Below are 14,395 nucleotides of genomic sequence, written 5' to 3'. Positions count from 1 at the left end.
TAGTCGACCTGCAGGTAGATCAGAGCGATCACGCAGGCGCCCACGAACAGCACGACGAAGATCGCGAAGAGCGCCAGACCCAGTCGCATGTTCTTCCGTTCGAGCTCGGGCGAGAGCACCTAGAGCACCACCGGGTCGACCGCCGCGGCGACGAACAGCAGGGCGAGATACGCGAGCGAGTAGTGGAACAGGACGACCGCGTTCCGCTTCGAGGCCTCGGCGCGGAGGCGGTGCGCGAGGAAGACGAAGTAGCCGCCGAGGAGCGCGGCCGCGACGGTGTAGAGCGGTCCGAGCCAGAGCCCGACGGCGAGCGTGAACGCCACCATCGCGACCGAGTAGAGGAGGATCTGACGTGTCGTCTCGGTGTCGCCGCGCGTCCCCGGGAGCATCGGCACGTTCGCCGCGGCGTAGTGCTCCTTGATCATCAGCGCGAGCGCCCAGAAGTGGGGCGGCGTCCAGAGGAACACGATCAGGAACAGCCAGAGCGCCGGCAGCGCGAGTGTCCCGGTTGCCGCGGCATAGCCGACGAGCGGCGGCACGGCCCCCGCGGCGCCTCCGATCACGATGTTCTGGTCGGTGGAGCGCTTGAGGTACCCGGTGTAGACGACGACGTAGAAGAGGTTCCCGACGAGCGCGAGGACTGCCGTGAGCACGTTCACCGTCGAGGCGAGCAGAGCAAACGAGAGCGCGGACAGGACGAGGCCGAACTCGAGCGCGCGCGGCGCGGGCACCCGGCCCGACGCGACCGGCCGCGCCGCGGTGCGCGGGCCCATCAGTCGGTCGATGTCGCGGTCGATGACGTGGTTGAGGGCGCTCGCGCCGCCGCACGCCAGCGCGAGACCGACGAGCATCGTCGTCAGCTCCACTCCACCCGGCCACCCGCCGGCCCCGACGAACATGCCTGCCGCGCCCGTGACGAGGAGCAGCGACATGATCCGCGGCTTCGTCAGCGTCAGGTAGTCGCGCGCAGGCCCGAGCGCCAGCGGCGCGCCGCGGAACGAGACCGCGAGCGTCACGAGCGCGGCCGCCATCGCCCCGCCCGCGGCGGCGACGTGCAGCGCGAGCGACCAGTCCGTGTCGAGCCAGGCGACGAGCCCTCCCGTGGCGATCGCGACGAGCATCAGCGCGACCGAGGTCGCCGCCGGGGCGATCAGCCGGCGATACGACAGGATCGCGGCGACCAGGACGGCGACCAGGAGCGGGAGCGCGACGAGCGCGGCGCCCCAGTGGCCGCGCCCGAGCTCGAGCGCGGCGCTCACGACCACGAGCGCGGCGGCGGCGGCAGCCACGAGCATCGTCAGTCGCAGGAGCGGCCCGGGTGCGCGGTCGGTCCTCACAGCGACCCGCTCTCCCGCAGGCGGCGGCGCAGGTCGTAGAGCGGGCGGGCGCTGGTGACGTACGGGACCTCGTCGAAGTTGTGGGGCGGCGGCGGCGAGGTCGTGTACCACTCGAGCGTGTCGCCCTGCCAGGGGTCGTTCCCGGCGCGGCGGCCGTTCACGCTCTTCACGATTGCGACGAGGAAGCAGAGCATTCCGAGCCCCATGATGTACGAGCCGATCGTCGAGGTCAGGTTGTACGCCTCCCAGAGACCGTCGTCGCGGTAGCTGTAGATCCGCCGCGGCATCCCGAGCAGCCCGAGGAGGTGCTGCGGGAAGAACGTGACGTTGAACCCGATGAAGAGCAGCACGAACGTCCACTTCCCGAGCCGCTCGGAGAGCATCCGCCCGAAGATCTTGGGCCACCAGTAGAAGAGCCCGCCGATGATCGCGAACACGGAGCCCCCGAACAGCACGTAGTGGAAGTGGGCGACGACGAAGTACGTGTCGTGCACCTGCCAGTCCACGGGGAACGCGGCGAGGTAGATCCCGGAGAGCCCACCCACCGTGAAGATGCTGAGGAAGCCGAGCGCGAACAGCATCGGCGTGTCGAGCGAGATGTTGCCCCGCCACAGGGTGGCGAGCCAGTTGAAGATCTTCACACCGGTCGGCACGGCGATCACCATCGAGGCCAGCATGAACCAGATGTTGAGGTACGTCGGCATCCCGACCGTGAACATGTGGTGGGCCCACACGAGCATCGAGAAGAAGCCGATCGCGACCGTCGAGAGGGCGACCGCCTTGTAGCCGAAGATCGGCTTCCTGGCGAAGACGGGGAGAACCTCGGAGATGATCCCCATCGCCGGCAGGACCATGATGTAGACCTCGGGGTGCCCGAAGAACCAGAAGACGTGCTGGAAGAGCACGGGCGACCCGCCCGAGTCGCCGTCCTCGGGCCTGAAGAACTGGAACGTCTCCGGGAACTGGCGCTCGAGCAGGAGCAGCGTGAGACCGGCCGAGAGCACGGGCAGGACGACCAGCAGCAGCCACGAGTAGATCTCGATCGACCACACGAAGAGGGGGAGGCGCATCCACGACATCCCGCGCGTGCGCATGTTGTGGATCGTGACGATGAAGTTGATCGCCCCGGCCAGCGAGGAGAGCGTCATGATGTGGAGCGAGAGGATCCACAGGTCCTGGCCGTTGCCCTGCGCGGCGAGCGACAGGGGCGGGTACGCCGTCCAGCCGGTGTTCGCTGCGCCGCCCGCCGCGAAGAACGAGAAGCAGAAGACGAGCCCGGCGAAGGCGTAGAGCCAGTACGAGAGCGCGTTCAGGCGCGGGAACGCCATGTCGGGGGCGCCGATCATGAGAGGCACGAGGAAGTTCCCGAGCCCGGCGAGGATCGGGACGACGACGAAGAAGACCATCCCCGTCCCGTGCATGGTGACGACCTCGTTGTACGAGTCGCCGGTCAGGACGCCCCCGTCGCTCTGGGCGAGCTGGGTTCGGATCAGGAGCGCGAGGAACCCGGACAGCGCGAAGAAGAGCCCGGCGGTCGTGATGTAGAGGATCCCGATCCGCTTGTGGTCGACCGTGACCAGCCAGCCGGCGACCTTGCCGCGCTGCCAGGCGGGGACACGGGGGTGCTCCGCGCGGGCACTCACTGCGGGATGACGCTTCGTCGTCGGGACGTGATGGGCGAGTGCGTTGCAGGAACGCAGGGAGTCCCGATATGCACGCATATCGGGGCGACCGAGGACGCAGCAGCGTGCGCGCACAGCACGTCCCGACGGCACACGGCTTTGTCCCGCAGTGAGTGCCTAGCTGCCAAAGCTCTCCTCCAGGTAGTCGGTCAGCGCCTCCATCTCGGTCTCGTTCCAGTCCCGGCCGACCGGGGGCATCCGGATGCCGCCGCGGCGCAGGAGCCGCTCGACCGCCTCCGAATCCCGGACCAGCGCGCTCGACGCGATGCTCGGCCCGTAGCCGCCCTCGCCCTCCAGGCCGTGACACTTCGCGCAGCTGCCGTCCCAGAGCTCCTCGCCGAGCGGCGACGTCGTCGACGCCTGCTGGTCGGCGCGCTCGGCGAGCCAGCGGTCGAACTCGGCTCCCGGCATCACCTCGACCGCGGCGAGCATCTTCGCGTGGTAGAGGCCGCACAGCTCGGCGCACTGCCCGAGGAACACGCCGGTCCGCTCGGCCTTGAACCACGTCCTGTTCACCGTGCCGGGAATGGCGTCGAACTTGCCGCCGAGCTGCGGGATCCACCACGAGTGGATCACGTCCCAGTCCGGTGCGGTGATGTGGAGCTCCACCGTCCTCCCCTGCGGAGCGCGCATGCGGTCGATCGCGACGACCCCGTTGGGATAGCGGTACTCCCACGAGAACTGCGTCCCCGTGACCTCGACCACGAGGTTCTCCTGGCCGCCCGTGGAAGCCGGCACGTCCTCGACCACGGGGAGCTTGACGAAGATGAAGGTGCCGATCACGCAGAGGATCAGCACCGGGCCGATCGTCCAGGCGAGCTCGAGGCGGTTCGACCCGTGGATCTGCGCCCCGTCCGCGTCGCGCGGACGGCGGCGGCGCCGGTACTTGACCACGAACAGGACGAGCAGGACCTCGACCAGGAGGAAGATCCCCAGAGCGAACGCCGAGATGAACCAGAAGCTCTGGCTGATCGCGTCGGCGTTCCGCGACTCGGGCGCCACGGGCGCGAACCCGCCGTTGCCCGCGACGGCCGTCCCGGCAGGCGAGAGGAGCGCAGCGAGCGCGCAGGCGATCAGGACGCGGTGCACCCTCACGTTGAGGGCATTCTATGAAGGTGGACGAGAGCCCGCGCCGAGCAACGTTCGTGCGCCTCCCCGCGGAGGTGCAGCGCCCGTTCCAGGTCTTCCTGAACGGAGTGGAGCAGCACGAGGGCGTGGACTTCCTGGTGCGCGACGGCACGCTCGTGTTCGAGCGCGAGCTCGCGCGCGAGAAGGTGGGTGTCGGACGCTGGACGTCGATGGTGCTCGGGATCGCCGGGTCCTACGGCAAGGACGACGCCGTCGACGTGGTCTACGAGCGTGAGGGTCGCCCCGCGGTCGCCGCGAAGCTCCGGTTCGAAGAGCTCCCCGACTGACGTCGGCGCCGCCCGGCGCGCACCTGTCGATCCCGTCGCAACACAAGCGCAACATCGGCGGAACACGGGCGTAACGCGGCTTGAGGGTCTCCACACATCTCCGGCGTTCTCTCCTGTGCGATGTCGATTCAAACTCCGGTTGCCCCATCCCGCGCCGAGCGCGAGCGCGACGGCGTCACCTCCTGGCGGGTGGAGCGCCTCCTCCAGGCCGGGTACGACGCCGAGGCGGCCATCGTGCTCGCCCTCGACCGCGACGTCGACCTCCACTTCGCCGTCTCGCTTCTCGAGCGCGGCTGCCCGCCGGACACGGCGCTCCAGATCCTCTTCTGAGCTGCGGCCCGCTCCGCCGCCACGCCGACCCCGTAGCTCGGGCTTCGGCGAGAGCGGATCACGCGCGCCCGCTGGCCGCGGCGGCGGCGCGCAGCCGGGCGGCGTGCGCCTCGGTCAGCTCGCCCGGCTGGAGGCGCCATTCCCAGTTGCCCCCGATGGTCCCGGGCCGGTTCATCCGTGCCGCGTTCCCCAGCCCGAGCACGTCCTGAACGGGGACGATCGCGAGCCCGCATCGGGACGAGAGCGCCTGTCCGATCAGCGGCCAGACGTCGCTCGTCCCAGCGAACGCGGCGAGCGTGTCGGTGTCGTGGGTCGACGTGTAGATCACCTGGTTCGGGCGGTGGTTCTCGAACCGGTGCGGGCTGTCCGGCGGGCCCTCGAACGACCACAGGAGCACGGCCATCCCCGGGAAGCCGAGCTCGTCGCGCAGCGCGTGGACATCGGGCGTGATCAGGCCCAGGTCCTCGGCGATCACCGGGAGCGGGCCGAGCTCGGCCTCGGCTGCGCGGAACGGCATGGCGCCGGGGCCCGGTGACCACCACCCGTCGAGCGCGCTCTCGGCTCCGGCGCGGACCGTCCAGAAGGCGGCGAAGCCGCGGAAGTGGTCGATTCGGAAGACGTCGACGAGCCCGAGCACCCGGCGCATCCGGTCGATCCACCAGCGGTAGCCCGTCCGCTCCATCGCAGGCCAGTCGTAGAGCGGGTTCCCCCAGAGCTGGCCGAGCTCGTTCATGTCGTCCGGCGGCGCGCCCGCGACGACCTCCTCGACGGGGAGGAAGAGCTCGGGGTGGAGGGTGTGGTCGCAGCCGCCGACGGCCACGTAGATCGGGACGTCCCCGATGACGCGCACGCCCCGCGAGGCGGCATGGGAGCGGAGCGCCGCCCACTCGCGTTCGAAGCGCACCTGATCCTCCACCGCGCCCTGCCCGGCGAACGACGCCCAGTCGTCGATCCAGGCGCGCTCCCGCGCGCGGAACGCACGCGCCTCGTTCCTGCCGACCGGTGCGTCCGGCTCCGCGAGCAGGCCGCTCCAGCACGCGAACGCCGACGCCGAAGCGTAGGGCGACCCGAGCTCGTCCGGCGGGTGGAGCGGGAGGACCTGCCACCAGCTCGCCCCGGCGGCCGCCAGCCAGTCGACGAACTCGTAGGCGTCCGGGCCGAGCCTGCCACCTGGAAGGGACGTGGGATGGAGCTGCACCCCGAGGGACCGTTCCACCAGCACGCCCGGACTGTTTACCTTGTGGCGCGCGTGCCTGCCCAACGCATCACGGTCTCCGACGTCACGCCCCAGGTCGACTGCGGCCGCTGGCCGGCGAAGGCGTGCGTCGGCGACCGGGTCGACGTCGCGGCGACCATCGTCCGCGACGGGCACGAGACGCTCCGCGGCGTCGTGCGCTTCCGCAGGTCACGCGCCCGGTGGCGTGAGGCGCCGCTGGAGTCGCTCGGCAACGACCGCTTCGCAGGGTCGTTCGAGGTCGATGCGGTCGGGCGCTGGTCGTTCGAGATCGAGGCCTGGGTCGATCGCCACGCCGGCTGGCTCGAGGAGCACGACCGGAAGGTCGCGGCGGGGCAGGACGACCTCGCGGGCGAGCTCGCCGAGGGCGCAGCGCTGTTCGGCCCGGGATCGGTCGACGACTGGCGCAAGGGCGCCGACGAGCTGGGCCGCCGCGAGCGGCACGGCGCCGGGCGGAGCGAGGCGCTCCAGCTGGACGTCGAGCGGGAGCGCGCCCGCGCCGGCGCCTGGTACGAGCTGTTCCCGCGCTCGTGGGGCGGGCTGCCGGGCGTGACCCGGGTCGTGCCCGAGCTCGCGCAGCTCGGCTTCGACGTCCTCTACCTGCCGCCGATCCACCCCATCGGACGGACGAACCGGAAGGGCAGGAACAACACCGAGCGGGCGGAGCCCGGCGACGTCGGCAGCCCCTGGGCGATCGGCGGCCCCGAGGGTGGGCACGACGCGATCGACCCTGGTCTCGGAGACGAGGCCGACCTCGCGAAGCTGGTCGCGGCAGTGCGCGAGCACCGGATGGAGCTCGCGCTCGACCTGGCGCTGCAGTGCTCGCCCGACCACCCCTGGCTCGAACAGCATCCGGAGTGGTTCCAGCACCGGCCGGACGGGTCGCTGAAGTACGCCGAGAACCCGCCGAAGCGCTACCAGGACATCCACAACTTCGACTGGGACACGCGCGACCGAAAGGGCCTCTGGCATGCCGTCCGCGACGTGGTCGACCGCTGGTGCGACGCGGGCGTGACGGTCTTCCGGGTGGACAACCCCCATACGAAGCCTGTCCCGTTCTGGGAGTGGCTGATCGCTGACGTGCGCAAGCGGCATCCCGGCACGGTCTTCCTCTCGGAGGCCTTCACGCGGCCCGCGATGATGACCCTGCTCGCGAAGGCCGGGTTCTCGCAGTCCTACACGTACTTCACGTGGAAGAACACGAAGCCGGAGCTGGTCGAGCTCGTCGAGCAGCTGCGCGAGTGGTCGCCCTTCCTGCGGCCGAACCTGTGGCCCAACACGCCCGACATCCTCCATGCCACCCTCCAGGCCGGCGGCCGGCAGGCATTCGAGTGCCGCCTGGTGCTCGCGGCCACCCTCTCGCCCAGCTACGGGATCTACTCGGGCTACGAGGCCTGCGAGAACGTCCCCGTCCGCGCGGGGAGCGAGGAGTACCTCGACTCCGAGAAGTACCAGCTCAGGGAGCGACGGCTCGACGGGCAGCTGCTCCCGCTCGTGCGGCGGCTCAACGAGATCCGTCGCGAGCACCCGGCGCTGACCGGCGCGGGAGTCGAGCGGCTCACATGGCTGGAGACCGAGTCCGACCACCTCCTCGGCTTCGCCCGCACGCTCGGAGACGACCTCGTGCTCGTCGTCGCCAACCTCGACCCGTTCGCGGTGCACGAGGGGGTGTGCGTCGTCCCCTCGGCCTTCGGGCTCGGCGAGGGCTTCCGCGTCGTCGACGCGCTCACGGGGGAGGCCTACGACTGGGGCGATCGCAACTACGTCCGGCTCGGGCCGGGCAAGGCGCACGTCCTGGAGGTGCACGGGTGAGCGAGCGACCCGGCTCGAGCGCGCCGTCGTCGGCCGTCGGCGGGGCAGGCCTTCGCCCGTCGGCGAGCGGGGCCGCCGAGCGAGCGACGGGAGCCGAGCACTGGTTCGAGTCCCAGCCGGACTGGTTCAAGACCGCCGTCTTCTACGAGCTCCACACGCGGTCGTTCTTCGACTCCTCCGACGACGGGATGGGGGACTTCCGTGGGCTGCGGCAGAAGCTGGACTACCTCCAGTGGCTCGGGATCGACTGCATCTGGCTGCTGCCGTTCTACCCCTCGCCGCTCCGCGACGGGGGTTACGACGTCTCCGACTTCCTCTCGGTCGCCCCCGAGTTCGGCACGCTCGACGAGTTCGCCGCATGCGTCGAGGCCGCCCACGAGCGGGGGATGCGGGTGATCACGGATTTCGTGATGAACCACACCTCGAGCGAGCACCCCTGGTTCCAGGAGTCGCGCCAGGGGCCGGACAGCCCGAAGGCCGACTGGTACGTCTGGTCGGACACCGTGCACCGCTACGAGGACGCGCGGATCATCTTCGTCGACAGCGAGCAGTCCAACTGGACGTACGATCCGCAGCGCGAAGCGTACTTCTGGCATCGCTTCTACCACCATCAGCCCGACCTCAACTACGAGAACCCGGAGGTCGGGGAAGCCATCATCGACGCGCTCCGCTTCTGGCTCGACCTCGGGCTCGACGGGTTCCGGCTCGACGCCGTCCCGTACCTGTTCGAAGAGGAGGGCACGAACTGCGAGAACCTGCCCGCGACGCACCGGTTCCTGAGGCGGGTTCGCGCCGAGATCGACGCCGGGTACACCGATCGGGTGCTGCTCGCAGAGGCGAACCAGTGGCCGGAGGACGTCGTCGACTACTTCGGCGACGGCGACGAGTGCCACATGGCCTTCCACTTCCCCGTGATGCCGCGGATGTTCATGGCGGTGCGGCGCGAGGAGGCGCGCCCGATGGTCGAGATCCTCGACCGGACGCCCCCGATCCCGGATCACTGCCAGTGGGGCCTCTTCCTGCGCAACCACGACGAGCTCACGCTCGAGATGGTCACCGACGAGGAGCGCGACTACATGTACTCCGAGTACGCGATGGACCCGAGGATGAAGCTCAACCTCGGCATCCGGCGCCGGCTCGCGCCGCTCCTCGACGGTGGGCGTGACGAGATCGAGCTGATGCACGCGATCCTGTTCTCGCTGCCCGGGTCCCCGGTGCTGTACTACGGGGACGAGATCGGCATGGGCGACAACGTCTACCTCGGCGACCGGGACGGCGTCCGGACGCCGATGCAATGGACGGGCGACCGGAACGGCGGCTTCTCACGCGCCGACTTCGCGCAGCTCTATCTGCCGCCGCTGATGGACCCGGTGTTCGGGTTCCAGGCCGTCAACGTCGAGGCCCAGCTGCGCTCGCCGACGTCGCTCCTGCGCTGGCTCCAGCGGTTCGTCGCGCTGCGCAAGGAGCATCCCGTGTTCGGGCTCGGGAGCTACGAGACGCTCCAGACGACGAACCCGCGCGTCTTCGCGCACCTGAGGCAGCACGACGGCGACACCGTGCTCTGCGTCCACAACCTCGCCCGCTCGGCCCAGGCCGTCGAGCTCGACCTGTCGCGCTTCGAGGGGCGCACGCCGATCGAGATGATCGGCAGGACGCAGTTCCCGGCGATCGGGGAGCTGCCGTACCTGCTCACCTTCGGGCCGCGTGGCTTCTACTGGTTCCTGCTGCCGGAGGAGGCGCCCGATGCGTGACCCGAGGGCCCTGTCGAGCGACGAGCTGCTCGGGCTCGTCTCCGAAGCGCGCTGGTTCGCGGCGAAGGGTCGTGTGGTCGAGAGCGCCGAGGTGGTCGGCCTTCCCGTGGAGGACGGCCCGGTCGTGCTGGCGATCGTCGAGATCCGCTTCACCACGGGCACGCACGAGCACTACCTGCTCGCGTTCGGCGAGGGCGACGAGCTCGTCGACGCGTTCGAGAGACCGGAGGTGGCGGGGCGCCTCGCGGCGCTCTCCGGCGTCCGCGCCGAGGGGGCGCGCGTCCGCTCGTTCGGCGTCGAGCAGTCGAACAGCTCGGTGGTGCTCGACGAGCTGCACGTGCTGAAGCTGTACCGGAGGCTCGAGGCCGGCCCGAACCCCGAGCTGGAGCTGCTCCGCGCGCTCGCGGCCTCACGGTTCGAGAACGCGCCCCGGCTGGAGGGCGCGCTCGAGACGCCCGGGCCGCCGCTCGAGACCGCCCTCGTGACGGTCACCGCTCTCGTGCCCGCGATGGGGGGCGGCTGGGAGCTCACCCTGGGCTCCTTCGAGGACGACCCGTCCTGGCTCCCCGAGCGCGCCTGGCGCCTCGGCGAGGTCACGGCCCAGCTCCACGCTGCCCTCGCCTCCCACGACGGCGACCCGCACTTCGCGCCGGAGGAGCCGAGCGCCGAGACGATCGGCCTGCTCGGCGCGGCGGTCGAGGAGGAGATCGCCACGACGTTCGCGACCATGCCCGAAGGCGACGCGCTCGGAGCGGTCGCGCACCGTCTGGAGGACCTCCGTGACCTCGTGCAGGAGCTGTCCGGCTCCGGCCCGTCGGGCCTCGCGATCCGGACGCACGGGGACTACCACCTCGGCCAGGTGCTCTGGACGCGCGACGGTGACTGGGTGGTGATCGACTTCGAAGGCGAGCCCGCCCGGTCGCTGCCGGAGCGGCGCCGGAAGCGCTCGCCGCTCCGCGACCTCGCCGGCATGACGCGCTCGTTCGCGTACGCCGCCGATGCCGCGCTCCTGCTGCGGGACGTGGAGCCGCCCGAGGGGTGGGCCGATGCGTGCCGCGAGGCGTTCCTCGACGGCTACCTCGCGGCCTCCGACGAGCGCCTTCTGCCGCCCAGCCGAGCCGGCTTCGATCGACTGCTCGCCCTTTTCGAGCTCGAGAAGCTGGCCTACGAGCTCCGTTACGAGGCGCGGAACCGTCCCGACTGGGCCTCGATCCCGCTCGTCGGGCTGCTCCGCATGCTCGAGACCGCCGCATGAGCGCGCCGGGCGAGCTCGACCTGCACCTGCTGGGCGAGGGGCGACACGAGCGGCTCTGGGAGCAGCTCGGCGGGCATCTCCTCGAGGAGGATCGCGGCGCGCGCTTCGCCGTCTGGGCCCCGAACGCGCGCGAGGTGTCCGTCGTCGGTGACTGGAACCTGTGGAACGCGGGCGCGGACCCGCTCGAGCCGCAGGGCTCCTCGGGCGTCTGGGCCGGTGTCGCGGCCGACGCTCGCGAGGGGCAGGCGTACAAGCTGTCGGTGCGGGGAGCCGACGGCGTGACGCGGCTGAAGGCCGATCCGCTCGCGTTCCGGGCGCAGGTCCCTCCCGAGACCGCCTCGGTTCTCTACCGCTCGCGCCACGTCTGGGGCGACGCCCAGTGGCTCCGGCGCCGTGCCGTGACCGATCCGCTCGTCGGTCCGATGTCGATCTACGAGGTGCACGCCGGCTCCTGGCGCCAGGGGCTGGGCTGGCGCGACCTCGCCGACGAGCTCTCGGAGCACGTCGCCGACGCCGGGTTCACGCACGTCGAGCTCATGCCGGTGATGCAGCATCCCTACGGGCCCTCGTGGGGCTACCAGGTGACGGGCTACTTCGCGCCGCAGGCGACGCTCGGCGAGCCGGACGACCTGCGCGCGTTCGTCGACGCGATGCATGCGAACGGCATCGGCGTCCTCCTGGACTGGGTGCCCGCCCACTTCCCCCGCGACGAGTGGGCCCTCGCCCGCTTCGACGGGACGGCGCTCTACGAGCACGCCGACCCGCGCCGCGGGTCGCATCCGGACTGGGGCACCCTCGTCTTCAACTACGGCCGTCACGAGGTGCGGAACTTCCTCCTGGCGAACGCCCTCTACTGGCTCGAGGAGTTCCATGCGGACGGCCTGCGGGTCGACGCCGTTGCCTCGATGCTCTACCTCGACTACTCGCGCGAGCCGGGCGAGTGGCTCCCCAACCGCTACGGCGGCCGCGAGGACCTCGAGGCGGTCTCGTTCCTCCGTGAGCTGAACGAGGTCGTGCACGCGACGCACCCCGGCGTGGCGATGACGGCCGAGGAGTCGACGGCGTGGCCGGGCGTCTCCCGGCCGACCCACGCCGGGGGCCTCGGCTTCACGTTCAAGTGGAACATGGGCTGGATGCACGACACGCTCGACTACGTGTCCCACGAGCCTGTTCATCGGCGCTGGCACCACGACGAGCTCACGTTCTCGATGGTGTATGCGTGGGACGAGAACTTCGTCCTTCCCCTCTCCCACGACGAGGTCGTGCACGGCAAGGGCGCCCTCCTCCGGAAGCTCGCCGGCGACGAGTGGCAGCAGTTCGCGACGCTGCGCGCGCTCTACGCGCACATGTGGGGGCATCCGGGCAAGCAGCTCCTGTTCATGGGCGGGGAGCTCGGACAGGGGACGGAGTGGTCGGAGGCCGGGTCGCTCGACTGGTACGTGCTCGACTACCCGTTGCACCGCGGCGTCCTGCGCTGCGTCGCCGACCTCAACCGTGCCTACCGGGCGGAGCCGGCGCTCTGGCAGGTCGACTTCGCGCCCCACGGGTTCCAGTGGCTCGTCGGGGACGCCCGGGAGGACAACGTGCTCGCGTATGCGCGCTTCTCGGCCGACGGCTCGCGCGTGCTCGCCTGCCTGGTCAACTTCTCGCCGGTCGTGCGCCATCACTGGCGCGTGCCGCTGCCGGTCGGCGGGCCCTGGCGCGAGGTGCTGAACACGGATGCGGCGGAGTACGGGGGCTCCGGCGTCGGGAACCTCGGGGTGGTCATGGCCGTCCCCGAGGCGATCCACGGCCGCCCGTTCTCCGCGGGCGTGACCCTGCCGCCGCTGGCGACGGTGTGGCTCTCCCCCGACGCGTGACGCGGGGCGCAGCCAGATCGGTGTCAGACACCGATCTCTGTCAAGAGCAAGCGGTGCCGAATGTGTGTCAACTCTTCCACAGGCCGGCACGCGTGGCGCGATCGGCGATTCCGACCGGCGCGCGCGGCAGGTGCGCCCAGACGCACGTGGCCGGAAGCGCCCTCTTGACAGCGAACGGTGTCTGACACGGACCTGCTCGATCCCGCCAGTACCCTCGGAGGGTGAGAGCGGACAACAGCATCGTCGTGGAGAGTCTCGTCCGCGAGTTCAAGAAAGGCCCGCGCGCCGTCGACGGGATCGACCTCCGCGTCGAGCCCGGCGAGATCTACGGCTTCCTCGGCCCGAACGGCGCCGGGAAGTCGACCACCGTGCTGATGCTGACCACCCTGCTGCCGCCGACATCCGGCAGCGCCCGCGTCGCGGGCTTCGACGTCGTCCGCGAGGGCCCGAAGGTGCGCTCGACGATCGGCGCCGCACTCCAGGAGGCCGCGCTGGACGCGCTGCTCACGGGCCGCGACCACCTGCGCCTGCAGACGATGCTGCAGGGGCTGCCGAAGCCCGAGCGGCAGAGCCGCACCGAGGAGCTGCTCGAGCGCGTGGGGCTCACCGAGGCCGCAGACCGCAAGGTCGGTGGCTACTCGGGCGGCATGAAGCGGAGGCTCGACCTCGCGCTCGCGCTCGTCCACCGGCCGCGGATCCTGTTCCTCGACGAGCCGACCACCGGGCTCGACGTGCAGAGCCGAAGCGCGCTCTGGGAGGAGGTACAGCGGCTCGCGGCCGACCGCGGCGTGACCGTCTTCCTCACGACCCAGTACCTGGAGGAGGCGGACGTGCTCGCGGATCGCGTCGGGATCATCGACCGCGGGCGGATCGTGGCCGAGGGCACCCCCGAGGCGCTCAAGGCCGAGATCGGCCGCCCGAGCGTCGAGGCCGTCCCTCAGGATCCCGAGGAGCTCGGACGCACGAGGGAGGTGCTCGCCCGTTTCGGCGAGCCCGTCGCGGGATCCACGAAGGGAGCGTCCGTGCGGCTGGCGGGCGGAGACGCCGAGCTCGCCGAGGTGGTGCGGGCCCTCGACACCGAGGGCATCGACATCCAGGAGCTCCAGCTGCACGCGCCCACGCTCGACGACGTCTTCCTCGCCAAGACCGGGCGGTCGCTGGAGGGTGAGGCCGTCGCGCCGGAGCCCGCGCCGGCGTGAGCCAGGTCCTGCTGCTCACCCAGCGGTCGGTCGTGCGAACGCTGCGGCAGCCGGCCATGGTGTTCCCGTCGATCTTCTTCCCGCTCCTGCTGCTTTCGATCAACAGCAGCGGGCTGGACAGCGCCACGCTTCTTCACGGGTTCCCGACGGACTCCTACTTCCAGTTCGCGATCGCGATCCCGTTCATCCAGGGCGCGCTCTTCTCGGCCATGAGCGCGGGCACGAACGTCGCCAATGACATCGAGACCGGCTTCCTGAACCGGCTGTCGCTCACGCCGCTGCGGCGGGTGGCGCTCATGCTCGGCCAGCTCACCGGCATCGTGGCGCTCGGCCTGATCCAGGCCGCGATCGTCCTCGTCGTCGGGATCGCGGTCGGCAACGGGCTCGCCGCCGGGCCGGGCGGCGTGCCCGTTCTGATCCTCCTGTCGCTGACGATCTCGCTCGCGTTCGGCTGCATCGGCGCCTTCGTCGCGCTCAGGACCGGCAACGGCGAGGCCGTCCAGGGCGTGTTCCCGCTCTTC

Annotated in this window: 11 protein-coding genes and 1 pseudogene; 8 read left to right on the top strand and 4 right to left on the bottom strand. The window is 70.8% G+C overall.

Annotated features, from left to right (window positions below):
* Positions 1-119 precede the first annotated feature (119 nt).
* The 3 genes from VFO26_RS12415 to coxB all read right to left on the bottom strand — a co-directional run bounded on the left by VFO26_RS12415 (position 120) and on the right by coxB (position 4,114).
* Positions 120-1,337: a heme o synthase gene (locus VFO26_RS12415; RefSeq protein ID WP_325115314.1), complete on the bottom strand. Its 1,218-nt coding sequence runs from the start codon at positions 1,335-1,337 to the stop codon at positions 120-122.
* Positions 1,334-2,980 (bottom strand): cytochrome c oxidase subunit I, encoded by a 1,647-nt coding sequence (ctaD, locus tag VFO26_RS12410; RefSeq protein WP_325115313.1) that lies wholly within the window; start codon positions 2,978-2,980, stop codon positions 1,334-1,336. The genes VFO26_RS12415 and ctaD overlap by 4 nt, the downstream gene beginning before the upstream one ends.
* 156 nt (positions 2,981-3,136) lie before the next feature.
* Entirely contained in the window at positions 3,137-4,114 is a 978-nt protein-coding gene (coxB, locus tag VFO26_RS12405) for a cytochrome c oxidase subunit II (RefSeq protein WP_325115312.1), read from the bottom strand.
* A gap of 20 nt (positions 4,115-4,134) precedes the next feature.
* Here coxB and VFO26_RS12400 point away from each other — a divergent pair, with 20 nt between their 5' ends.
* Positions 4,135-4,434: a hypothetical protein gene (locus VFO26_RS12400; RefSeq protein WP_325115311.1), complete on the top strand. Its 300-nt coding sequence runs from the start codon at positions 4,135-4,137 to the stop codon at positions 4,432-4,434.
* Between the two features lie 120 nt (positions 4,435-4,554).
* Positions 4,555-4,764, top strand: coding sequence for a hypothetical protein (locus VFO26_RS12395; protein ID WP_325115310.1), 210 nt, complete (start codon positions 4,555-4,557; stop codon positions 4,762-4,764).
* A 58-nt stretch (positions 4,765-4,822) separates the two neighbouring features.
* Here the strand turns inward: VFO26_RS12395 and VFO26_RS12390 are convergent, their stop codons facing one another.
* The gene (locus VFO26_RS12390; protein ID WP_325115309.1) at positions 4,823-5,986 is read right to left on the bottom strand and encodes a 4-alpha-glucanotransferase; all 1,164 of its coding nucleotides are present in this window, start codon (positions 5,984-5,986) and stop codon (positions 4,823-4,825) included.
* A 27-nt stretch (positions 5,987-6,013) separates the two neighbouring features.
* On the opposite strand from VFO26_RS12390, the gene VFO26_RS12385 reads away from it, so the two are divergent.
* The 6 genes and pseudogenes from VFO26_RS12385 to VFO26_RS12360 form a co-directional block, all read left to right on the top strand.
* Positions 6,014-7,810, top strand: a complete 1,797-nt coding sequence (locus tag VFO26_RS12385; protein ID WP_325115308.1) for a maltotransferase domain-containing protein — start codon at positions 6,014-6,016, stop codon at positions 7,808-7,810.
* A complete protein-coding gene (gene treS / locus VFO26_RS12380) occupies positions 7,807-9,561 on the top strand; it encodes a maltose alpha-D-glucosyltransferase (RefSeq protein ID WP_325115307.1) in 1,755 nt (584 codons plus the stop codon). Before VFO26_RS12385 ends, treS begins: the two co-directional genes overlap by 4 nt.
* Positions 9,554-10,816, top strand: a complete 1,263-nt coding sequence (locus tag VFO26_RS12375) for a phosphotransferase (protein WP_325115306.1) — start codon at positions 9,554-9,556, stop codon at positions 10,814-10,816. Before treS ends, VFO26_RS12375 begins: the two co-directional genes overlap by 8 nt.
* Positions 10,807-12,675, top strand: a pseudogene (gene glgB, locus VFO26_RS12370) (1,4-alpha-glucan branching protein GlgB); the annotation flags it as partial. The gene VFO26_RS12375 and the pseudogene glgB, both read left to right, overlap by 10 nt.
* Positions 12,676-12,896: 221 nt before the next feature.
* Positions 12,897-13,874, top strand: a complete 978-nt coding sequence (locus VFO26_RS12365; RefSeq protein WP_325115304.1) for an ATP-binding cassette domain-containing protein — start codon at positions 12,897-12,899, stop codon at positions 13,872-13,874.
* Positions 13,871-14,395 (top strand): ABC transporter permease (locus VFO26_RS12360; RefSeq protein WP_325115303.1); only part of this gene is annotated, 525 nt, incomplete at its 3' end. The genes VFO26_RS12365 and VFO26_RS12360, both read left to right, overlap by 4 nt.

The organism is Gaiella sp. (assembly GCF_035710885.1).
Lineage (GTDB): Bacteria > Actinomycetota > Thermoleophilia > Gaiellales > Gaiellaceae > Gaiella.
Note: the sequence above shows the minus strand (reverse complement) of the source record. Positions and strands in the feature narration are given on the sequence as shown.

What these genes read in the sequence shown, in the direction of transcription:
- VFO26_RS12395 (WP_325115310.1), top strand. Translation starts at nt 4,555, where the DNA reads ATGTCGATTCAAACTCCGGTTGCCCCATCCCGCGCCGAGCGCGAGCGC.
- VFO26_RS12375 (WP_325115306.1), top strand. Translation starts at nt 9,554, where the DNA reads ATGCGTGACCCGAGGGCCCTGTCGAGCGACGAGCTGCTCGGGCTCGTC.